This window comes from Rahnella selenatireducens, from assembly GCF_046449555.1.
In the GTDB taxonomy this organism is placed as follows: domain Bacteria; phylum Pseudomonadota; class Gammaproteobacteria; order Enterobacterales; family Enterobacteriaceae; genus Rahnella; species Rahnella selenatireducens.
The window spans coordinates 63,949-85,103 of the sequence record NZ_JBKEZJ010000006.1 but is presented as its reverse complement, the minus strand read 5'-3'; the positions used below and the strand labels follow the sequence as shown (position 1 = coordinate 85,103).

Below are 21,155 nucleotides of genomic sequence, written 5' to 3'. Positions count from 1 at the left end.
TGTCCTCTGATTTTCATCCTCAGAGGACATTTGCATTATGGTGAAGGACAACGCGAAAAAGCAGGTCGCCCTGCTGCTGGCGGACGGATTCGAAGAAGGCGAAGCGGTGATCGTGCTCGATATTCTGGAGCGGCTGGAGATTCAGGTGACGACGCTGGCCTGCCAGAAAAGCCTGACGCTGCGCACGTACCACGGCATTCAGATGCAGGCCAATGAATTGCTAAGCGCGCAAGGCGACCGTTTGTATGATGCGGTGGTGATGCCCGGCGGACCGGAAGGCTCGGTGGCGCTGGCAGCCAGCAAAGACGTCGTAGAATTTGTCCGCCGTCATGACGAAGCCGGAAAGCTGATTTGCCCGCTGTGCTCGGCAGCCGCGCGCGTTCTGGGCGGTAACGGCCTGTTGAAAGGGCGGCGTTATGTCTGTTCCGGCGATTTATACAAAGACGTCAAAGACGGTGTTTATGTGAACCAGTCTTTCGTCGAGGACGGCAATCTGCTCAGCGGAAAAGGCTTAGGGCTGGCATTTGATTTCGCTTTCCAGCTGGCGTATCGCCTGACCGGCGACGCCCAAACCACCAATTTTCAGGCCGATCACATCGATTATCACCACTGGCGGGCTGACCAGAAGATCTGATCCTTACCTGCGGGCGATGCAGGTCGTCCGCCATCATCAGCATCATGTCCGTTTTTGGCATTTTCCCGGCATGTTTTCAGGCGCAGACTGGTTTCACATTCACCATACGGAGTCCGAAAATGACCCACAGCGCCCTGTTAAATATCGACGTGCAGTGTTCTTTCGAGCAAAAAGACTTCTGGCAGCAGGATGATTTACCGGCTTTCAGCCAGGCTTTAACCCGCCTGATCGACGGCTGTCAGACCCGTAACGTTCCCGTCATCGACGTATTTCATGTCAATCCTGACGGCGTGTTTTCGCTTGAGTCCGGGCTGGTCACGCCGATGGCTTTTCTCACCCATCAGCCGCAACACATTGTCCATAAACATGTTCACAATTCCCTGACCGAATCCGGCCTCGACGCGTGGCTGCGCGAACGTGGCATCACACATCTGATCATTGCCGGAATGCGTACCGAACAATGCTGTGAAACCACGGCGCGCGTGGCGTCTGATCTGGGTTACACAGTGACGTTTGTGACCGAAGCGACGCTGACGTTTCCGATGGCACACGCCAGCGGCGTGACGCTGAGCGCGGCCGAAATCAAACTGCGCACCGAGCTGGTGCTGGCCGACCGTTTTGCCACGATTACCGACGTCAACGGCGCACTGGCGGAACTTGATCGCGCTGTGTGAAGATACGCGCAGTGATGATGAATCTGTGAGGCGATATGCAACGAAATATCTACTTTATGACGCTGCCGGGCGTGATGGCCTTAGACCTGACCGGTCCGGCGGAAGCACTGCGTATCGCCGGGCAGTTTGCGTTGCACTACATCGGCCCCCTGCCGGAAATCACGATGTCGACCGGGCTGACGGTCAGCCATTTGCAACCGCTGCCGGAAACGTTGCCGGAAGGCAGCATTCTGATCATGCCCGGCGTTGACCGTTCGGAAGAAAATTTTTCCTCATCCGTCGCCCAATTTGCCTGTGGCTGGCTGCGTCAGCAAAAAAACGCCATCGAAAACAGCCTGCTGACACTGGTTTGTATCTGTTCCGGCAGCCTTCTGGCGGGAAAAGCCGGGCTGCTCGACGGCTATCAGTGCACCACGCACCACGACGTGATCGCGCGTCTGCGCCAGCAGGTGCCTGCCGCACAGGTGAAAGATAACCGGATATTTGTCGAGGACCGTTCCGTGCTGACCAGCGCGGGGATCAGCGCCGGGATCGACCTGGCGCTGCACCTGATCGCCACACATCTCGGCCCGCAGGCCGCGTTGAACGTCGCCCGCGAAATGGTGGTGTATTTTCGCCGCGGCGGCGATGACCCGCAACTTTCCCCGTGGCTGCGCTACCGCAATCATCTGCATCCTGCCGTCCATCGTGCGCAAAACCTGATGGCCGCCGAACCGGAATCCCCGTGGCAACTGGAAGACGTCGCCGCCAAAGCCCACATCAGCGGTCGCCACCTGACGCGCCTGTTCCGCCAGCATCTGGGCATCAGCGTACGCGACTACCATGAACAGCTGCGCATCGCCGTGGCACAACAACGCATCCAGCAAGGATCAGGCATCGAGAAAGCCGCCCTCGCCGCCGGATTCTCCTCCGGCAGGCAATTCAGACGGGCGCAGGAAAGGTGGCGTTGAGAGGGTTTAACTCACCCAATTCCGTCGGTCAATTCTCCCCAGAGCCATTGCCAGCAATAAAGCGCCACCGAGCCCGCAGATAAACAGGTACGCGACATTGAGCAACGGAAATTGCGGGAAATCGAGATGTTGGCCGCGCAGCCCGATGATAATCAGCGCATGAAAGCCGTAGATCGCCAGTGAATGACGGGAGATGAGCGAGAATCCCGGCAGAATGCGTTCGGCGAATGCATTTTTGAACGTAATAAACAGCGTCAACGCGGAGATAAATACCAGCGGGCCGGTATAGACATAGAAAGTATCGGCGAAATTCTGGTTAATCAGCATCTGCCGGTAAGTCCCGCCCGCAATCGCCAGCGTGCTGAGAACGAAAACGACCAAAGCGGTCAGCGTCACGCCGGGTTTTCGTGTATCAAGCTGGCTCACCGCACGCCCCATCAGGGCATAAAGGACGTAATAAAACGTGTCGCCGCTGATGTACAAATCCAGCGGCAGAAGATGGATTTTCTGCCAGGTGATCGCCGGAAGCTGCGGGTTCGCCAGCACGCCCAGCAAAATCCCGGCGATCAGTAAATATTTCCCGGAGACGGTTTTTACGTTGATCAACGGGGAAAGCAGGTAGACAACGATAATCGCGTAGAAGAACCAAAGGTGATAAAACACCGGTTTTTCCAGAATCAGCCGCAGAGACGGCCAAAAACCAATTTTGGTCATCGTGACGATATAAATCAGCGAGACCACACTGTAGAACAACAGGCATAAACTGACGCGTAGGAAATGACGCTTCTGCGCACTTTTTTCCCCAAAAAACAGCGCACCAGAAATCATGAAAAACAGCGGCACGCAGACGCGGGACGCCGAATTCAGCAGGTTTGCCACGGTCCATTCCGCCGTGCGTATCGCCGGGAAATTCACCACCAGTGACGTGCTGGCGTGAATCATCACTACCATCATGCAGGCGAGCGCGCGCAGATTATCTATCCAGCTGATTTTTTGGCTCATTATCGGCAATTTCCTTCCCGCGGATGTGTTGTTTGCAGCGTAGTCATCTTTTTGGACGCAAACAAGGCAAAAGTGCCGATCTCAGATTGTGCTTAACGTGAATCAGAACATTGCGCTACGCTCAAAAAATGGGCAAAATAACGCCCATTACTGCCTCGCTTGCGAATCCCGCCCGGACAGTCTCTTATTTTTTCGCTAATAATCAAAAGATTAGCCTTACGTCTGTGAAATAAAAATATGCATAATTCTCCAAATACTGCGTCCCTTCTGGGGCGGCAGGCGCTTTTGTTCCCTCTGTGTCTGGTGCTGTTCGAGTTTGCGACCTATATCGGCAACGATATGATCCAGCCGGGCATGCTGGCCGTCGTGGCTAATTTTAATGCCGGGGAAGAATGGGTGCCCACCTCAATGACCGCATATCTCGCGGGCGGAATGTTCCTGCAATGGCTGCTCGGGCCGCTGTCCGACCGGCGCGGGCGTCGTCCGGTGATGCTTGCGGGCGTCAGCTTTTTCATCGTCACCTGTCTGGCGATTCTGTTCGTGCAGAACATCGAACAATTTATGGTGATGCGTTTCCTTCAGGGCATCAGCCTGTGCTTTATCGGCGCAGTCGGGTACGCAGCGATACAGGAATCCTTCGAGGAATCCATCTGCATCAAGATCACGGCCATGATGGCGAACGTTGCGCTGATCGCACCGCTGCTGGGCCCGCTGGCCGGTGCCGCGCTGATCCACGTTGCACCGTGGCAGCTGATGTTTGTGATTTTCGCCGTGCTGGCTGCGATTTCGCTGTGGGGATTGTGGAAATCCATGCCGGAAACCGCCTCGCGCCTTGGCGAGAAGTTTTCCATGCCAAGCTTGCTCCACGATTACAAACTGGTACTCAAAAACCGTCAGTTCCTGTGTGGCGCACTGGCGATTGGTTTTGCCAGCCTGCCGCTGCTGACGTGGATTGCGCAGTCGCCGGTTATTTTAATCAGCGGCGAAGGGCTTTCGACCTACGATTATGGCCTGTTGCAGGTGCCGATTTTCGGTGCGCTGATTATCGGTAACGTCACGCTGGCGCGCCTGACCGGCAAACGGACGGTGGAATACCTGATCAAATTCGGCGCGGGTCCGATGGTCGTCGGTTTGTTGATCGCCGCCGCCGCGACGCTTTTCTCCGCACATGCTTATTTGTGGATGACCGCGGGCCTGAGTTTGTACGCTTTCGGAATTGGTGTGGCAAACGCCGGTTTGTACCGCCTGACGCTGTTCTCCAGCGACATGAGTAAAGGTACCGTTTCTGCGGCGATGGGCGTCATCAGCATGATGATTTTCACATTAGGGATTGAGCTGGCGAAAGTGGCTTACGTCGAAGGCGGTGCGGGAATGTTTAACCTGTTCAACCTGCTGAGCGGCCTGTCGTGGCTGGCCCTGGTGGTCGTTTTCCTGCGCAGCCGTCAGGTCGTATTGCCGCCGAACAGCGTGGTTTAGTCTAGTCCTGAGTCGCCTGCTAAACCCCCTCCCAGCCTCCCCCTTCGCAGGGGGAGGAACCGAAAGCCGATCTGCTCCCTCCCCTGCGAAGGAGAGGGTTGAGGTGGGGTATTAATGGCAACGCTGAATCAGAACAAGCCCATCGGCTTACTCGAATATGAAACGAGTAAACACTTGGTCTGCTGATAATGATCCAACATCATCTTATGGGTTTCACGCCCGATACCGGATTGTTTGTAGCCACCGAACGCCGCGTGTGCAGGATAGGCGTGGTAGCAGTTGGTCCAGACGCGACCGGCCTGAATATTGCGCCCCATGTGATACGCCACGTTGCCGTCGCGGCTCCAGACGCCCGCCCCCAGACCGTACGCCGTATCGTTGGCGATTTGCAGCGCGTCATCCATATCTTTAAACGTGGTCACCGCCAGTACCGGCCCGAAGATTTCTTCCTGGAACACCCGCATGTTGTTTTTACCCAGCAGGATGGTCGGTTGCAGGTAATAACCCTCGTTCAGGGAGCCTTCGAGTTTTTTCTTCGCGCCACCGGTCAGCACTTCCGCGCCCTCTTTCTTACCGATTTCGATGTAATCCAGAATAGTTTTCATCTGTCCGGCAGAAACCTGCGCGCCCATCTGGGTTTCGATATCCAGCGGGTTACCGGTTTTGATGGCTTCCACGCGTTTAATCGCGCGTTCCATAAAGCGTTCGTAGATGGATTCCTGCACCAGCGCGCGGCTCGGGCAGGTACAAACTTCACCCTGATTGAACGCAAACAGCGCGAAACCTTCCAGCGCTTTGTCAAAGAAGTCATCTTCTTTGTCCATCACGTCGGCAAAGAAAATGTTCGGGGATTTACCGCCCAGTTCCAGCGTGGCCGGGATCAGGTTTTGTGCCGCGTAACCAGCAATTTGCTGGCCGACTTCGGTCGAACCGGTAAAGGCGACTTTGGCGATACGTTTGGACGTCGCCAGATATTCGCCGATTTCACCGCCTGAACCGTTCACCACGTTGATGACGCCCGCAGGCAAAATGTCCTGCACCAGTTCCATCAGCAACAGCACGGAGAGCGGCGTCAGTTTGGCCGGTTTAAGCACAATGCAGTTACCGGCAGCCAGCGCCGGCGCCATTTTCCAGCACGCCATCAGCAGCGGGAAGTTCCACGGAATAATTTGTGCCACCACGCCCAGCGGCTCGTGGAAATGATAGGCGACAGTTTCGCTGTCGATTTCGCTGATGCCGCCTTCCTGCGCACGCACGCAGGACGCGAAATAACGGAAATGGTCGATGGCTAACGGAACGTCCGCACCGCTGGTTTCGCGGATCGGTTTGCCGTTATCCCAGGTTTCGGCGTTCGCCAGCAGCTCAATATTGGCTTCCATCCGGTCGGCAACTTTCAGCAGTAAATTCGCCCGCTGCTGCACCGGCATTTTGCCCCAGTCTCCTTTGGCTTTGTGCGCGGCGTCCAGCGCCAGCTCAATATCATCGGTACTGGAACTGGCAACTTTGCACAGCACTTCGCCGGTCACAGGCGTCAGATTGTCGTAATACTCTTTTTTCACCGGCGCGACCCATTCGCCGCCAATGAAGTTGTCGTATTGTTTTTTGAGTTTGAGCGGGAAACCGTATTCTTCCGGTTTTACGGCATGAGGATTTTTATCATAAGCCATGATGGGACTCCTTTATGCAGCAGGTTTTAGCAGAGCGCTGCATAAAGTTTAGGCAGTGAAAATTTAACCGGCGGGATGTAAAGAGAACTCTTCGAGCCGCTTCACACCTTTTTTGTCCCAAGACACGCGTTACCACTTCCAGGTGGCGTAGTACGCGCAAAACTCTCGCGAAGGAACAGGCGTTCGACCAGTTTGATCAGTGCCGGACGCTCGACACACCAGCCAGGCGCGATGCGGCGAAAGTTGATATAACCGAGCGAACAGGCGGTAGCGATATCGGCGACGTTGAGTTGGTCAGAATTCAGCAGCGTGCGGTTTGCGGCGTGTTTTTCCAGTGCGTCCAGCCCGCGCAAAAGTTTTTCCCGCTGACGTAAAATCCAGGCTTCATTGCGTTTACCGGCTTCGCGGCGGTTTTCCAGCACCAGCGCCACGGCGGCGTCCGTCACGCCATCGGCCAGTGCTTCAATCTGCTTTACCCGCAACGCTTCCAGCGGCTGCCACGGCAAAAAGGTTGGTGCGACGTTCATCAGCTCGATGTACTGCACAATTATGGGGGAATCGTAAAACACTTCGCCGTCGTCAGTGACCAGCGCGGGGACTTTGCCGAGGGGGTTAAACTGGGTGATTTTGCAGCCCGCGTCGTGCGGCACGTCGTTGATGAAATCGAACGGGATACCTTTTTCCAGCAACATCACCGAAATTTTGCGCACATACGGGCTGGTATAACTGCCGATCAGTTTCATCAAAGCCTCCACGTTTTTCACCAGAACCTCTTTTAAAGCTAGCAGCCACGGCACGCTTTACCAGTAAAGACGCGGCGGGCTGCCAGCTTTCAGAGTCATCCGGCGGGGAACAGGAAGGGGTTCACGCCGCTGCCAATAAAACCTTTGTCTTCCATACGGTCGTCAAGCAACAGCGTGGCGAGATCGTCGGCGACGGCATCGGCTTGCGGATCTTTATCCTGATAAATCACTTTGAGATACGCACCGCAATCATCACAGGCTTCGGCTTTGATCGTGGCCTGCCCAACGTCGGCAGGATCTTCAGTTAAAGACCAGTAATGAAGATTGCCCATTTCGTCGCAGTTACTGCATTTGGCACGCACGACGTGCCATTCGCTTTCGCACAAATTGCAGTGCAGATAACGCAGGCCGTTATTGGCACCCAGAGCAATTACAGCTGAAACCGGAATACTGCCGCACACCGGGCAGAACTGGCGGCTTTCGCCATATTCCGCGCGGCCAACGCCACGAAGCTGCGCAGCCATCTGCGCCCAGTACAGCGACAGCGCCGCCCAGATAAATGGCGCTTTGTCAGCCGGAACGTGTGCGAAATCCTGATTCAGCAACTGCGTTGCCATCATTTCCCGCTGCAGGCTCGGAGAATGCTCGAGGCGCTCAAGCACCAACGTTACCGTTTCATCGGCATCCGGCTTGAGCTCCGCAATTAGCGCATCCAGCAGAACCAGCCAGTGCGGCGTTCGCGGGAACAGGCTGCAGTCGAGCGGCGGTTTACCGGCTGCTTTTTGCAGCTCTTCGCTGAGGTCGATTTCAAGCGGAAACGCCGCCAGAACGCGCCGTTGCGCGTCGCAAATCGTCGCGGCAAAGTTCAGATACCCGTCCAGCGGGCTGTCTTCTGCCAGTTTCCGCAAACGGTCTGCACGGCGCTGGTAAAGGGTTTTCAGATTGGCGAACAATACCGGCGGGATATTTCCCGCCGTTTTACCGTCAGCCAGTTCGTCCTGCGGAACAATCTGTATGCTCATCCGGCTTTCCTTTCGTCCTTGTCTTTTTTCAGTTCTTCAGCACGAACCTGACGATACCAGCGGGGATGATGGTATTTCGCCCATGACGCCGGGACTTTGCCTTCCGTCATGGCCGTAATGGAACCCCTCGCCCAGGTCGCCGCGTACACATGCATGATGATCACCAGAATCAATCCGATACCGGCCAGCGAGTGCACCAGAAGTGCCAGGCGGATCAGCGGGATCGGGAAGTAACCGGCAAACCACGGACGCCAGATAATGACGCCGCTCGCCATCAGCAGAACCAGGCAACTGATGGCCGCCCAGAATACGCACTTCTGCCCGAAGTTATAGCGACCGGTGTCGCCGACTTCATGATTGGTCAGCACTTTGTGGATATTTTTCGCCCACACGATGTCATCTTTTTCCGGCAGATTGTGCTTCCAGTAACGGAAGAACATTCCGAGGAACGAAACGAACATCACCACCCCGAAGAACGGATGCAGGATGCGCGCCAGTTGCGGCGTGCCGTAAACATTCATCAGCCAGTTAAATGACGGGAAGAAGAAGCCGATACCGCTGAGCGCCAGCGTCACAAAACAAAAAGCGACGATCCAGTGATTGAGACGTTCCACCAGATTATAGCGCTGGATTAACTTCTCTTTTTTCATGAGCGTGTCTCCTCATCATTCTGTTTTTCTTCGTCTTTCTCATCCACAGGCTCTTCTTTCACGTAGTTCGGCCCCACGCCGAGGAAGTGGAAGGCCGCCGCAGCGAAGGTCACAGCAAAACCGACGGCCGCCAGTGGTTTCCAGATGCCTTTCCAGAGCGTAACCGCCGTGCTGATGGCCGGGTCTTTTGGCAGACCGTGGTACAGCTCCGGTTTATCGTTGTGATGCAGTACGTACATGACGTGCGTGCCGCCGACGCCCTGCGGATCGTACAGACCAGCCTGTTCAAAGCCGCGCCCTTTTAGCTCGCTGACACGTTCTGCCGCCAGATCCTGCATTTCCGTTTTGGTCCCAAAATGAATCGCGCCGGTCGGGCAGGTTTTCACGCAGGCAGGTTCCTGCCCAACGCTCACGCGGTCAACGCACAGCGTGCATTTGTACGCGCGGTTATCCTGTGGGTTAATGCGCGGGATGTTGAACGGGCAACCAGCGATGCAGTAACCGCAGCCGATGCAGTGTTCAGACTGAAAATCGACGATGCCGTTGGCGTACTGAAGAATGGCACCTTCCGCCGGGCAGGCTTTGAGGCAGCCCGGATCGGCGCAGTGCATACAGCCGTCTTTGCGGATCAGCCATTCCAGCTTGCCGTTTTCTTCCACTTCAGAGAAACGCATCACCGTCCAGGATTTCGCGCTGAGATCCATCGGGTTGTCGTAAACGCCGGTGTTCACGCCGACCTCATCGCGCAGGTCGTTCCATTCAGAACAGGCGACCTGACAGCCTTTGCAGCCGATGCAGGTGGTGACGTCGATAAGCTTCGCCACTTCCTGCTGATGATCGCGGGCACGCGGCGCTGGCGTGAACCCGTTGGTTGCGGACTTACGAAGTATGTCCTGAGATTGCATTGCCATAATTCGCCTCCGTTAAACCTTTTCCACGTTAACCAGGAACGCCTTAAACTCCGGCGTTTGCGAGTTAGCGTCGCCGACTGACGGCGTCAGCGTATTGGCTAAATAGCCCTTACGCGTCGCACCTTCAAAGCCCCAGTGACACGGGATACCGATGGTATCGACATGTTTGCCGTCGATGGTCAGCGGGCGGATACGCTTGGTTACCACGGCTTTCGCCACGATAAAACCTCGCTTCGAGGAGACTTTAATCTCATCGCCCTGAACGATATTTTTCGAGGCGGCAAGGTTTTCGCCGATCTCGATAAATTGTTCAGGCTGTGCGATAGCGTTCAGCAAAGCGTGCTTGGTCCAGTGGCGGAAAAGTTCGGTGATCGAATACGTTGTGGCCACATACGGGAAGTCTTTGGCAGTGCCCATATTGGGTAAATCGCTGGCAAAAATGCGGGCGACCGGATTGGAAATTACGTCCGGATGCAGAGGATTTGTGCCAATCGGCGATTCGATGGGTTCGTAATGCTCCGGGAAGGGACCATCAGCCATTTTGTCGGTCGCAAACAAACGCCCGACGCCTTCCTGTTGCATGATAAACGGCCCGACGCCGGTGCCAGGTGCGGCGTTGCTGTAATCCGGGACATCAAAACCGGTCCATTTCGCGCCATCCCAGCGGATGATTTCACGTTTTGGATCCCACGGCTGGCCCTGCGGGTCAACGGAGGCGCGGTTATACAGAATGCGGCGGTTCAGAGGCCAGCTCCATGCCCAACCGGACGTACAGCCCAGACCGGACGGATCGGCATTATCGCGGCGCGCCATCTGGTTACCAGCTTCAGTCCAGCTACCGGCGTAAATCCAGCAGAAACTGGCGGTGGAGCCGTCGTTTTTCAGGTGTGCAAAGGTGGAAATCTGCTGGCCTTTTTTCGCCAGAATATTGCCCTGATCGTCGTGAATGTCCGCCAGCGCTTTGCCGTTGGCTTCGCGGGCGATCTCTTCAGGCAGCGGGTCAAGCGGATCCTGATAATCCCACGCCATGTTCATCACCGGCAGCGGATTCGCCCCGCCTTCTTGCTGGTACAGCTCGCGCAGTTTCATGAACAGGCGGGCAATGATCTTTCCGTCGTGCAGCGCTTCACCCGGCGGCTCAGACGCCTGGAAGTGCCATTGCAGCCAGCGGCCGGAGTTCACGATTGAGCCATTTTCTTCCGCAAAACAGGAAGACGGCAGGCGGAACACTTCGGTCTGAATGTCGGCGGTTTGCACGTCGTTCATCGCACCGTGATTCTGCCAGAAGTTCGAGGACTCGGTCACCAGCGGGTCGATCACTACCATGTATTTCAGTTTTGAAAGCGCGCGCGAGGATTTATTTTTGTCCGGGAAGGCCGCCAGCGGGTTGAAGCCCTGCACGATATACCCGTTGAGTTTACCCTGGGTCATCAGCTCGGCCTGTTGCAGCACGTCGTAGCTTTTGTCCCATTTCGGCAACCAGTCATAACCCCAGTCATTCTCCGCCGTGGCATGTTCGCCCCAGAAACTTTTCATCATGCTGACGAAGAAGTTCGGCGTGTTTTTCCAGAAGTTAACCTGATTCTCGACCAGCGTTCCCGGCGTAATTTGCTTCAGGTAATCGGTGATATTGGTTTGTTTCTCAGACGGCAGCGGCATGTAGCCCGGCAGATTGAGCGACAGCAAACCAAGATCGGTATAACCCTGAATATTTGAGTGACCGCGCAGCGCATTGACGCCGCCGCCGGGCATACCGATGTTACCGAGCAGCAGCTGAATCATCGCCGCACAGCGGATGATTTGCGCGCCGCCGGTGTGGTGCGTCCAACCCAGTGCGTACAGGATGGTGGAGGTTTTATCGCGCGCACAGGTTTCCGCCAGAATCGAGCTTATCAGCAGGAAATCTTCTTTCGACGTACCGCACAGGCGTTCGACCATTTCCGGCGTATAACGGGAAACGTGCTCTTTCAGCAGATTCCAGACACAGCGCGGGTCTTGTAACGTTTTGTCCTGTTTCGCGATGCCGTTTTCATCGAGCTGATAATGCCAGCTGTCTTTGTTGTAGGCTTTTTTCGTGGCATCGAAGCCACTGAACAGCCCGTCGTTAAAGGCATAATCTTCACGCACCAGCAGGCTGGCGTTGGTGTATTCCCGGACGTATTCTGTCTGGATTTTATTATGCGTAATCAGGTAGTTGATCATGCCGAGCAGGAAGGCGGTGTCAGAACCGGCGCGGATTGGCGCGTAAATATCGGCTACGGCGGCGCTGCGGTTAAAGCGCGGATCGACAACAATGACTTTGGCGTTATTTTTGGTTTTGGCTTCGATCACCCATTTGAATCCGACCGGATGGGCTTCCGCCGCATTACCGCCCATAATCAAAATGACGTTGGCGTTTTTGATATCCACCCAGTTGTTGGTCATCGCGCCGCGACCAAAACTCGGCGCTAAGGCGGCAACGGTCGGCCCGTGGCACAGGCGCGCCTGACAGTCGATGGCAACCATACCCATTGCGCGGGTGAATTTCTGATCCAGCAGGCCGGTTTCGTTACTTGCTGCGGACGAACAGAGCATTCCGGTGGTCAGCCAGCGGTTGACCGTCACGTTGTTCTCATTTTTCTCAACGAAGTTGGCGTCGCGGTCATCTTTCATCAGGCGGGCAATACGGGAAATCGCCTCGTCCCAGGTGATGCGCTGCCATTTATCTGAGCCCGGCGCACGGTATTCCGGGTATCTCAGACGGCCTTCGCTGTGAATATAATCCAGCACACCGGCGCCTTTCGGGCACAACGAGCCACGACTGACCGGATGATCGGCGTCACCCTCAACGTGGAAGATATTCTCGGTGACATTTTTTGCACCATCGCCCTGGCTGTAAATCAGCATTCCGCAGCCGACCGAACAGTAGGTGCAGTTGTTGCGGGTTTCACGCGAACGGAGCAGTTTGTATTGGCGGGTTTCCGCCATCGCCAGCGTCGGAGCGAACCCTAATAACGCGGCTGTTGTACCGGCCATTCCGCCCGCACATATTTTGAATAATTGTCTTCTGCTGACTTGCATGAAAGACTCCTTCCCATCATTTGTTAACACATTGCTTTTCAAATTGGCGCTTTCCCCGTCAGACGCGGAAGCGATAAAATTAAGGTTCAGTACCCATATTTTTTGTACGGCTTATGTAGCCGGATTGTTTATAAGGTTATTGCCAATGGATGTCCATCAAGTAAACGAACTGGGCGAAAAAGATGACAAAAAAGTGACTCAGATCATCGGAGCGCGCCAAAAAACGGTGATGCAACGCGCCCGTCTGGATGCGTCGGAAGAGGACTGGATTGCTGAAGAAGTACCCGTCGCGCTGGTCTACAACGGGATTTCGCACGTGGTGATGATGGCATCGCCAAAAGATTTTGAAGCCTTCGCGCTGGGCTTTTCGCTCTCGGAAGGGATTATCGAAACCGCCAGCGACATTTACGGAATGGACGTCGCACAAAACTGTAATGGAATCGAAGTTAACATTGAGCTATCGAGCCGCCGCTTTGCCGGGCTGAAAGAACGCCGCCGCGCGATGGCAGGCCGCACCGGTTGCGGCGTTTGCGGCATCGAACAGCTGGGCGATCTGTTTCGCCCGCTTGCGCCGTTGCCGTTTACGCAAACCTTCGATCTGGCGAATCTGGACGCCGCGTTGCAGCAACTGAAATCCGTTCAGCCCATCGGCCAGCTGACCGGCTGCACGCACGCCGCCGCGTGGATCACGCCGGCAGGCACGCTGTCGGGCGGCTGCGAAGACGTCGGCCGTCACGTCGCGCTGGATAAAATGCTCGGCCAGCGCGCCCGACAAAATGACTGGAACACCGGCGCTGCGCTGGTTTCAAGCCGCGCCAGCTATGAAATGGTGCAGAAAGCCGCGATGTGCGGCGTCGAAATCCTGTTCGCCGTCTCCGCCGCCACCACGCTTGCGGTAGACGTCGCAGAAAAATGTAACCTGACGCTGGTCGGTTTCAGTAAACCCGGCCGGGCAACGGTGTATACGCATCCTCAGCGGTTGCGGTAACCCTCTAAGCACTCAGTGCCTTTAGACAATTTAGGATTGTTTGCGGTTATCTGGTTCTAAGCCCTCAATAACAGGGGCTTACGCGTAGCCTTACCAAGCGTCGGGCTTAGATAATCATTTTCAATATCATTTAATTAACTATAATGATCCGACTGATTACGCGGTGCTCACAAAGACGGTGCCGCCCTACACTATGGAGACGATGAACATGAGTTATTCACTGCCATCACTGCCTTACGCATACGACGCACTCGAACCGCATTTCGACAAAGAAACGATGGAAATCCATCACTCTAAACACCATCAGGCTTACGTTAACAACGCTAACGCCGCGCTGGAAAGCCTGCCAGAACTGGCTGCGCTGTCTGTTGAAGAGTTGATTGCTAACCTGGACAAAGTGCCTGCGGACAAGAAAGTTGCACTGCGTAACAACGCAGGTGGCCACGCTAACCACAGCCTGTTCTGGAAAGGCCTGAAAACCGGTACAACCTTACAGGGCGAACTGAAATCTGCGATCGAACGCGATTTCGGCAGCGTTGACGCTTTCAAAGAAGCTTTTGAGAAAGCAGCTGCAACCCGTTTCGGTTCTGGCTGGGCATGGCTGGTTCTGAAAGACGGTAAACTGGCTGTTGTTTCTACTGCAAACCAGGACAGCCCGCTGATGGGCGAAGCTGTTTCAGGCGTTTCCGGTTACCCGCTGCTGGGTCTGGACGTTTGGGAACACGCTTACTACCTGAAATATCAGAACAAACGCCCTGATTACATCAAAGCCTTCTGGGCTGTTGTAAACTGGGACGAAGCAGCAAAACGTCTGGCTGAAGCGAAATAATTTCGCTTTACCGCCCTTAACGGGCACGATGCTTTCGCAAGAGGCAGGTCAGCGACCTGCCTTTTTTATACCTCGATTTTAATGCTCCGACTTTTATGTCCTGCCTTTTATGCAAAAAACGTAAGCCTGATCACTGTGTTAGGGCGAATGGTCCCCTCACTTTCCGCCATTTTTAGACCGCCCTCTCATTAATCAAAAATACCCCCCGACACCTATAAAGTTTCTCTTAAGTCCTGACGATAGATTGTTCACAAAGGCGTCACAAAATCGCAAATTTTATTGCATGGAATGCTTGACGGAGAACAGCAATGGGCAACGGCACGGGTCTTTCGCAGTGGATGAGTAATCTCAAAGTCGGCACCAAACTGGGTCTCGGCTTCGGGTTGGTTCTTTTGATCGCCGCGGTGATCACCGCCGCCGGAATGATTAAGTTTAATGACATCAGCCAGCGCGCTGAGAAAGTTGATTTTAGTAATCAGATGAATGCGTTGCTCAATGATGCCCGTCTTAGCCGTACGCTTTATCAGCTCAATTACGACCCTGCCTATCTCAAGCAAAATCAGGACAAAATTAATGCACTGTCGCAGCTGATTGCGCAGTCGAAAGGTAAACTGGAATGGGATGCGACCAGCCTGGCCGATCTCAATCAGGTACCGGTAAAAATCCGTGAGTATCAGGTAGCGCAGGACGCCTTCAAACAGGCCGTCGACAGAAAAGACGCCGTGCGCGCCAGCTGGAATCTTTCCGAAACGGAAGCCGTGGTGAAACGCCTGCAGGATCAGCTGCGTGTGGAAGATGCCGACCCGTCGATTCGTCTTTCCCTTGCAGAAGTGATTCAGAAACTGATCAGCGTGCGTTATTACGTGCGTGGCCTGTTGCTCAACATCAACAAAGAGTCTGAGGCGACATTGTTGCAGGCCATCGACGATACGCAGGCCAATGCAAAAAAACTTAACGCGCTGCTTCTGCCCAATCAGCAGGCGACGCTGGCTCCGCTGATGACCGCGCTGGCAACTTACAAAAGCCACGTTGTGGCGTACATGCCAGCCTATGAAGATGAGCAGAAAAACTCACAACTTCTGTCGGTGAAAGCCGCCGAGATGAACGCGCTGGTATCGAAAATCTTCAAAAACGAACTGGATAATACACACAACGATATCAGTAATGCGCAGATGATCATGATGGTGATTACGCTGATTGTCATGCTGGCCGGTATCCTGATTGCGTGGCGAATCACCCGCCAGATTGCGCAGCCGATCCGTGATACGCTGAAAACCGCCGAAGCGATTGCACAGGGTGATCTGACTGCCGCACGCACCACTACGCGCCGTGACGAACTGGGCATGCTGATGAACGCGGTGGCTGGAATGAGCCAGAATCTCAGCACGATGATTTATGAAATCCGCTCCGGCGTCTCGCAGGTTTCGCACGCAGCAGCGGAAATCGCCGCCGGGAATACCGATTTGTCCTCACGCACCGAACAGCAGGCCGCTGCGGTTGAAGAAACGGCCGCCAGCATGGAAGAACTGAGCGCCACAGTGAAACAGAATGCCGATAACGCCCATCATGCCAGCAAACTGGCGAGCGAAGCATCGGGCACGGCCACATTGGGTGGCAAGCAGGTTGGCGAAGTGGTCGATACGATGCAGCAGATTTCCGGCAGTTCTAAACGTATCGCAGAAATCACCTCCGTCATCAACGGCATTGCGTTCCAGACCAATATTCTGGCGCTGAACGCCGCCGTAGAAGCCGCACGCGCCGGAGAACAGGGCCGCGGATTCTCGGTGGTGGCGTCCGAAGTCCGCACGCTGGCACAGCGCAGTGCGCAGGCAGCAAAAGAGATTGAAGGGCTGATTGCCGAATCGGTTGAACGTGTGAATACCGGCGCGAAGCTCGTGGAAAATACCGGGCGCACGATGCAGGACATCGTGAAATCCGTCTCGCACGTCCGCGATATTATGGGTGAAATCGCGTCGGCTTCTGACGAACAAAGCCGCGGGATCAGCCAGATTTCGCAGGCGATTGTCGAAATGGACAGCACCACCCAGCAGAATGCCGCGCTGGTTGAGCAGTCTTCGGCAGCGGCTGACTCTTTGGAAGATCAGGCCGCGACGCTGACGCAGGCGGTGTCGGTATTTCGTCTGGCCGACAATGGCAACATGCTGAAAGCGCCCGCTTCCGGCGCGCTGCGACGCCCGGTTCTGCCGCCAGCGCAGGGCAAAACCAGTCAGGATAACTGGGAAACTTTCTGATTTCCCACTCGTCGCCTTGCGTGATTTTCGCGCGGGGCGATTCCTGATACTCCGAACCGGCAATGCAGGTTATGCTGAGGTTAACGACTGATTCCTCGCGGAGACCTTATGCATTATCCCGACGTTTATATCGGCAATATCGAAAGCTACCCGGATTATTCGCCCAGTGCGATTGCTAAACGCCAGATCGACGGCGCGGTCGTTCTGACGTCTGCCGGGCTCGAAGGCGATCAGCAGGCAGAAAAGAGTTATCACGGCGGCGCAGACCGCGCACTGTGCCATTTCCCTCGCGAACACTACGCCTGGCTGCGTCAGCAGTTTCCCGAAGAAGAAGAGCGTTTCCATCCTCCCGCCTTTGGCGAAAATCTTTCGACGCTCGGCATGACGGAAGATAACGTGTTTATCGGTGATATTTTCCGCTGGGGCGAAGCGCTGATTCAGGTCACACAGCCGCGTGCGCCCTGCTATAAGCTCAATCATTTTCTGGGATGCAAAAATCTGTCGCCATTGTTGCAACAAAGCGGCCGCTGCGGCTGGCTTTATCGCGTGGTCGGCACCGGAAAAGTCAGCGGCGATCGCCCGCTGGAGTTGCTGACGCGTAACAGCGAAGTGTCCGTGGCTGAAGCGATTTCGATTGCCTTTAACATGCCGTTTGATGAGGAACAGTATCGCCGTCTGATGTCGGCGGCCGGGCTTTCTGCCAGCTGGAGCAAAACGATGCAAACGCGTCTGGTTCAGCGCAAGATCGAGGATTTTGGACGGAGATTGTTCGGTTCGGATGGGAAATAGTTTTAGCTCCTCCCGAGCGAAGGGGATTTTTCTTGCTCCTCCCCCAGCGAAGGGGGAGGGAGATAAAATCAGAATTTTTTTATAGCGAAACCGGTGACGACTTTCAGGCCCATTTCGCGGCCCAATGCGGTCATCGGGTGAACCACCACGATACCGCGTACGGTTTTCTTCAGCGTGCCCATATCAGCCTGTTCTTTCTTGGTGATTTCACGGCTGAACAGCTTTTCCAGTTTCTGAGCTTCGGTGCTGAGTTTTTTCACACGCACTTCTTTCAGACGCGCGATTTCTGCTGCCAGTTTTTCTTTCTCTTCTTCGTGCTTGGCGATCAGCTCAGCATTACCAGCCTGAATAATGGTCGCATCTTTGTGGTTAAGGGCATCCAGCATGTCGCTGAGGCGCTTAATCTCGGCTTTTTCGATTTCTTTCATGGTGTCAGATCCGTTCATGCCGCAGCGGGCACAACTGTAAAAAGGGATAATAACGCTCAGTGTATCAGAAAGTGCGCGATTCTTCAGTTCACTCCTGCACTTGCGCCAGCCCCGGCGGTAAGCCGCACATCTCGCAGGCACGCTGGCCGATGCGGATCATCGCCGAAATATAGCGCGTGTCGAACACATAGCAACACGACAACCGCAGTCCGTTGCTGTAGCGCCCGCTAGGGGAATAAAGCTGGCCCGGCGTCATGCAGATTTTATCCTGCAACAGTTGATGGAACAGCCTGACGCAGTCCACTTCCGGCGGGAAATCAACCCAGATGACGAAACCGCCCGCCGGTTGTGTCGCGCGGGTGCCCTGCGGGAAATGCAGCGCGATCAGCGCACGCGCCTGCTCAACCTGCGAGGCATAGCGGCGGCGCAACGTCCGCAGATGGTGGTCGTAGCCGCCGGACTCGAGAAAAATGGTCAGCGTTTGCGACAACAGGGCAGATTCGGCCATCGAGGAAACGGCTTTGAGCTTATGCAGCCGGTCGGCGAACCGGCCGCCTTCCACCCAACCAATGCGGAAATCCGGTGCCAGCGTTTTGGTGAAACTGGTGCAGAACAGGATCCAGCCATCGGTATCAAACGATTTCACCGCAGGAGAGAGCGTCGCACCGAACTGGATCTCCGCATAAAGACCATCTTCAATCAGCGGCACCTGATGAACGTTCATCAGCCGCGCCAGTCGTTTTTTCGCGTCCAGCGGCATGGTAAACCCCAGCGGATTTTGCGCTGTCGGCATCGCGATAACCGCATTCAGGCGCTTCTCGCTGAGCAGCATTTCCAGCACGTCCAGAGAAAGCCCGGTTTGCGGATCAGTCGGGATTTCCACCGCTTTCAGCCCGAGACTCGCCAGCATCGGTAGCAGATAAAAATAGGTCGGTGTTTCCAGCCCGACGCTGTCGCCCGGTTGGGTCGTCACGCGCAACGCCAGCTGCAACGCTTCCATACAACCGTGCGTAATCGTGATATCGATCGGTTCTAAAATCATGCCCAGCGCCAGCGCGCGGCGGGCGATTTGTTGCCGCAGCGCCGGGTGTCCCGGCGGCAAAGCATATTTCCCGATCAGGTCCGGCTGACGGCGCAAAAGGGACGACATAATGCGCCCGAGTTTTCCGCTCGGATAGAAGTCATTGGACTGCGGACACGCCAGCGAAAGATTGGTGTACGCCGGGTCGGTTTGCGAGGCGAAAACGGTGTCGATCAGATCCAGCACTTCGTCTGCAGGTTCAGCGGCTGGCGTCTGCGGCTGTTCCTGCGGCGGCTGATGTTCCAGCGCGGGCAATGCGGCACGCACATAAAAACCGGACTGCGGGCGGGCCTCAATAAAACCGCGATCTTCCAGCCGCCGGTACGCTGCGACAACCGTGTTAATGCTGACTGACCAGGTTTGCGCACTGCGCCTCACCGACGGCAAACGGCTGCCCGGCGCCAGCGTGCCGCGGCGAATGGCTTCGGCCAGTTGTTCCGCCAGCTGGTTGTAACGGGTGTCGGGCAGTTCCGCAATATCGGTCATGGTGTCAGTTCCGTGAAATTGAAAGGGTACAGTTTTGCCTTACTGAAACTGTAACCCTAACAATAGCGTATTTCTGGTTCTGTCACCTTTCCCCTGAGCTGATTATTCTGGTTATCTGGAATACAGGGGAAAAATACAAAATGATAGATACCGCTTTTGTCAGTTACGTCACCGTGATGTCCATTACGCCGGGCCCGAATAATCTGTTGCTGGCGGCGTCCGGGGTGAATTTTGGGTTACGCCGCAGCGTACCGATGATGCTGGGGATCACGCTGGGCTGCGTGGTGCAATGCGCACTGATGACCTCCATGCTGGCGATTTTACTGAGCTGGATGAACGTCGTGCGTCTGCCGATGGCCGCGGTGGGTTGTACGTATCTGTTCTGGTTGTCGTGGAAAATTTACCGTTCCGGCACACCGAAAGAAGGCGAGAAACAGCAACCGATGAACATGGTGGGGGGCGCACTTTTTCAGGCCATTAACCCAAAAGCGTGGCTGATGGCGACTAACGTGGCGATTCTGTTCACGCCGCCAGACGGCAATATGCTGCATCACACGCTGCTGATTTGCGTCGGATTCGCGCTGATCAACCTGCCGTGTATTCTCATCTGGGTGGTGATGGGTGACAGATTACGTCAGGCATTACGCGTGGAATGGAAGCTGAAACTGTTCAATACGATTATGGGCGGCATGATGGCGTTAACCGCACTGTGGCTCTTGGTCGGCGAAGTGCGTCACGCGCTTAACTAAAGCGAATCCCCAAAATAGTTCGGGTTGCAGAAAGGCGGCAAGTGAGGGAATCCCGATGAGCTTACTCAAGTAAGTGATTCGGGTGACTGGACGCAACCAACGCATCTGCGGCTCGAAGTATGACGGGGATTTATTTTTTGACCGGGGAAAGCCGTGAAGGCTGCTGATTGCTGATATGCGCGATCAGACCGGTAATAGAAAGAACCATCGTGGAGCGGACGATTTGCTGATAACGCTGACGTTGCATGGCAATCAGTGATTCGTCGGCTTCACCGGGTTTGAGGAAGGTTGGCGCGGGCGGCAGCTCCGTCACGCAATGTAGTTCACCGAACGGGCCAAGAATTTCATCGTCGGTAAAACGATATTCTTCACCGTCGTAATTCAGCTCTTCACGCAACGCCATCAGTAATTCAGCGTCTTCATACTCATGACGGCTGATCACGCCCAACGCGTAAATCAGTTTCAGACGGACGGAAAGATCGCCAAGCGGACCGGTACCGGTCAGCAGCGGTTCAACGGCATACTTCACGGCATAATCGTCTTTGCGAAAAACCTGCACGACCAGAATATCCAGCGCTTCGGCCAGCAATTCCACGGCAGTCATCAAAAAGCTGCGCACAGTTTTACCCGCATTGAGCTTTTCCAGTACACGGTTTTCAAACGCCTGAGCTTTTTCCATAGGGCTTACTTGCAGTAAAGAACCGGTGCTAATAGCGCCCCTGGCGTCATCCAAGATGCGCGCATGAAGGGCAGGAAGATCCTGC

18 protein-coding genes and 1 pseudogene are annotated in these 21,155 nt (G+C 55.2%); 9 read left to right on the top strand and 10 right to left on the bottom strand.

Translation table 11 applies throughout. The annotated features are described in order from the left end of the window. Window positions 1-37 precede the first annotated feature (37 nt). The 3 genes and pseudogenes from ACLBVC_RS11850 to ACLBVC_RS11840 all read left to right on the top strand — a co-directional run bounded on the left by ACLBVC_RS11850 (window position 38) and on the right by ACLBVC_RS11840 (window position 2,258). Window positions 38-634: a DJ-1/PfpI family protein gene (locus tag ACLBVC_RS11850; protein WP_152323689.1), complete on the top strand. Its 597-nt coding sequence runs from the start codon at window positions 38-40 to the stop codon at window positions 632-634. A 119-nt stretch (window positions 635-753) separates the two neighbouring features. Next, a pseudogene (locus tag ACLBVC_RS11845) lies at window positions 754-1,296 on the top strand (isochorismatase family protein); the annotation flags it as partial. A gap of 47 nt (window positions 1,297-1,343) precedes the next feature. Continuing rightward, window positions 1,344-2,258 carry a GlxA family transcriptional regulator gene (locus ACLBVC_RS11840; protein WP_410149770.1) on the top strand — a complete coding sequence of 305 codons (915 nt, stop codon included), beginning with the start codon at window positions 1,344-1,346 and terminating at the stop codon, window positions 2,256-2,258. Window positions 2,259-2,264: 6 nt separating this feature from the next. Here the strand turns inward: ACLBVC_RS11840 and ACLBVC_RS11835 are convergent, their stop codons facing one another. Next, window positions 2,265-3,260, bottom strand: coding sequence for an acyltransferase (locus tag ACLBVC_RS11835; protein WP_410149769.1), 996 nt, complete (start codon window positions 3,258-3,260; stop codon window positions 2,265-2,267). 237 nt (window positions 3,261-3,497) lie between these two features. Between ACLBVC_RS11835 and ACLBVC_RS11830 the strand changes: the two genes are divergently transcribed. Continuing rightward, a complete protein-coding gene (locus ACLBVC_RS11830; RefSeq protein ID WP_410149768.1) occupies window positions 3,498-4,736 on the top strand; it encodes an MFS transporter in 1,239 nt (412 codons plus the stop codon). A gap of 128 nt (window positions 4,737-4,864) precedes the next feature. Here ACLBVC_RS11830 and exaC read toward each other — a convergent pair whose 3' ends face one another. From exaC to fdnG, 6 genes are all read right to left on the bottom strand, one after another. Then, the gene (exaC, locus tag ACLBVC_RS11825; protein WP_410149767.1) at window positions 4,865-6,403 is read right to left on the bottom strand and encodes an acetaldehyde dehydrogenase ExaC; all 1,539 of its coding nucleotides are present in this window, start codon (window positions 6,401-6,403) and stop codon (window positions 4,865-4,867) included. 101 nt (window positions 6,404-6,504) lie between these two features. Next, the gene (locus ACLBVC_RS11820) at window positions 6,505-7,146 is read right to left on the bottom strand and encodes a glutathione S-transferase (protein ID WP_410149766.1); all 642 of its coding nucleotides are present in this window, start codon (window positions 7,144-7,146) and stop codon (window positions 6,505-6,507) included. 95 nt (window positions 7,147-7,241) lie between these two features. After that, window positions 7,242-8,168, bottom strand: a complete 927-nt coding sequence (fdhE, locus tag ACLBVC_RS11815) for a formate dehydrogenase accessory protein FdhE (RefSeq protein WP_410149765.1) — start codon at window positions 8,166-8,168, stop codon at window positions 7,242-7,244. Further along, window positions 8,165-8,818: a formate dehydrogenase cytochrome b556 subunit gene (gene fdoI, locus ACLBVC_RS11810; protein ID WP_104923826.1), complete on the bottom strand. Its 654-nt coding sequence runs from the start codon at window positions 8,816-8,818 to the stop codon at window positions 8,165-8,167. The genes fdhE and fdoI overlap by 4 nt, the downstream gene beginning before the upstream one ends. Then, window positions 8,815-9,729, bottom strand: coding sequence for a formate dehydrogenase subunit beta (fdxH, locus tag ACLBVC_RS11805; protein ID WP_410149764.1), 915 nt, complete (start codon window positions 9,727-9,729; stop codon window positions 8,815-8,817). Before fdxH ends, fdoI begins: the two co-directional genes overlap by 4 nt. A gap of 12 nt (window positions 9,730-9,741) precedes the next feature. Beyond that, window positions 9,742-12,789, bottom strand: coding sequence for a formate dehydrogenase-N subunit alpha (gene fdnG / locus ACLBVC_RS11800; RefSeq protein ID WP_410149763.1), 3,048 nt, complete (start codon window positions 12,787-12,789; stop codon window positions 9,742-9,744). Between the two features lie 145 nt (window positions 12,790-12,934). On the opposite strand from fdnG, the gene fdhD reads away from it, so the two are divergent. The 4 genes from fdhD to yiiM all read left to right on the top strand — a co-directional run bounded on the left by fdhD (window position 12,935) and on the right by yiiM (window position 17,647). Then, complete coding sequence (gene fdhD / locus ACLBVC_RS11795) at window positions 12,935-13,777, top strand: formate dehydrogenase accessory sulfurtransferase FdhD (RefSeq protein ID WP_410149762.1); 843 nt, start codon at window positions 12,935-12,937, stop codon at window positions 13,775-13,777. 208 nt (window positions 13,778-13,985) lie between these two features. Further along, window positions 13,986-14,606 (top strand): superoxide dismutase [Mn], encoded by a 621-nt coding sequence (sodA, locus tag ACLBVC_RS11790; protein ID WP_101077777.1) that lies wholly within the window; start codon window positions 13,986-13,988, stop codon window positions 14,604-14,606. Window positions 14,607-14,914: 308 nt separating this feature from the next. Next, complete coding sequence (locus tag ACLBVC_RS11785) at window positions 14,915-16,858, top strand: methyl-accepting chemotaxis protein (RefSeq protein WP_410149761.1); 1,944 nt, start codon at window positions 14,915-14,917, stop codon at window positions 16,856-16,858. Between the two features lie 108 nt (window positions 16,859-16,966). Further along, on the top strand, window positions 16,967-17,647 hold the full coding sequence (gene yiiM, locus ACLBVC_RS11780; RefSeq protein ID WP_410149760.1) for a 6-hydroxyaminopurine reductase: 681 nt from the start codon (window positions 16,967-16,969) through the stop codon (window positions 17,645-17,647). 68 nt (window positions 17,648-17,715) lie between these two features. On the opposite strand, the gene ACLBVC_RS11775 is transcribed toward yiiM, so the two are convergent. Both ACLBVC_RS11775 and ACLBVC_RS11770 read right to left on the bottom strand, forming a co-directional pair. Further along, entirely contained in the window at window positions 17,716-18,075 is a 360-nt protein-coding gene (locus ACLBVC_RS11775) for a YibL family ribosome-associated protein (protein WP_410149759.1), read from the bottom strand. Between the two features lie 88 nt (window positions 18,076-18,163). Beyond that, window positions 18,164-19,642: an aminotransferase-like domain-containing protein gene (locus ACLBVC_RS11770; RefSeq protein ID WP_410149758.1), complete on the bottom strand. Its 1,479-nt coding sequence runs from the start codon at window positions 19,640-19,642 to the stop codon at window positions 18,164-18,166. A 140-nt stretch (window positions 19,643-19,782) separates the two neighbouring features. Here ACLBVC_RS11770 and ACLBVC_RS11765 point away from each other — a divergent pair, with 140 nt between their 5' ends. After that, the gene (locus tag ACLBVC_RS11765; protein WP_410149757.1) at window positions 19,783-20,391 is read left to right on the top strand and encodes a LysE family translocator; all 609 of its coding nucleotides are present in this window, start codon (window positions 19,783-19,785) and stop codon (window positions 20,389-20,391) included. A 130-nt stretch (window positions 20,392-20,521) separates the two neighbouring features. Here the strand turns inward: ACLBVC_RS11765 and ACLBVC_RS11760 are convergent, their stop codons facing one another. Next, a complete protein-coding gene (locus tag ACLBVC_RS11760) occupies window positions 20,522-21,070 on the bottom strand; it encodes an MltR family transcriptional regulator (RefSeq protein WP_101077866.1) in 549 nt (182 codons plus the stop codon). Window positions 21,071-21,155 lie beyond the last annotated feature (85 nt).

Coding starts and splice junctions, on each gene's coding strand:
- ACLBVC_RS11850 (WP_152323689.1), top strand. CDS start 38: ATGGTGAAGGACAACGCGAAAAAGCAGGTCGCCCTGCTGCTGGCGGAC.
- ACLBVC_RS11840 (WP_410149770.1), top strand. CDS start 1,344: ATGCAACGAAATATCTACTTTATGACGCTGCCGGGCGTGATGGCCTTA.
- ACLBVC_RS11835 (WP_410149769.1), bottom strand. CDS start 3,260: ATGAGCCAAAAAATCAGCTGGATAGATAATCTGCGCGCGCTCGCCTGC.
- ACLBVC_RS11830 (WP_410149768.1), top strand. CDS start 3,498: ATGCATAATTCTCCAAATACTGCGTCCCTTCTGGGGCGGCAGGCGCTT.
- exaC (WP_410149767.1), bottom strand. CDS start 6,403: ATGGCTTATGATAAAAATCCTCATGCCGTAAAACCGGAAGAATACGGT.
- ACLBVC_RS11820 (WP_410149766.1), bottom strand. CDS start 7,146: ATGAAACTGATCGGCAGTTATACCAGCCCGTATGTGCGCAAAATTTCG.
- fdhE (WP_410149765.1), bottom strand. CDS start 8,168: ATGAGCATACAGATTGTTCCGCAGGACGAACTGGCTGACGGTAAAACG.
- fdoI (WP_104923826.1), bottom strand. CDS start 8,818: ATGAAAAAAGAGAAGTTAATCCAGCGCTATAATCTGGTGGAACGTCTC.
- fdxH (WP_410149764.1), bottom strand. CDS start 9,729: ATGGCAATGCAATCTCAGGACATACTTCGTAAGTCCGCAACCAACGGG.
- fdnG (WP_410149763.1), bottom strand. CDS start 12,789: ATGCAAGTCAGCAGAAGACAATTATTCAAAATATGTGCGGGCGGAATG.
- fdhD (WP_410149762.1), top strand. CDS start 12,935: ATGGATGTCCATCAAGTAAACGAACTGGGCGAAAAAGATGACAAAAAA.
- sodA (WP_101077777.1), top strand. CDS start 13,986: ATGAGTTATTCACTGCCATCACTGCCTTACGCATACGACGCACTCGAA.
- ACLBVC_RS11785 (WP_410149761.1), top strand. CDS start 14,915: ATGGGCAACGGCACGGGTCTTTCGCAGTGGATGAGTAATCTCAAAGTC.
- yiiM (WP_410149760.1), top strand. CDS start 16,967: ATGCATTATCCCGACGTTTATATCGGCAATATCGAAAGCTACCCGGAT.
- ACLBVC_RS11775 (WP_410149759.1), bottom strand. CDS start 18,075: ATGAAAGAAATCGAAAAAGCCGAGATTAAGCGCCTCAGCGACATGCTG.
- ACLBVC_RS11770 (WP_410149758.1), bottom strand. CDS start 19,642: ATGACCGATATTGCGGAACTGCCCGACACCCGTTACAACCAGCTGGCG.
- ACLBVC_RS11765 (WP_410149757.1), top strand. CDS start 19,783: ATGATAGATACCGCTTTTGTCAGTTACGTCACCGTGATGTCCATTACG.
- ACLBVC_RS11760 (WP_101077866.1), bottom strand. CDS start 21,070: ATGGAAAAAGCTCAGGCGTTTGAAAACCGTGTACTGGAAAAGCTCAAT.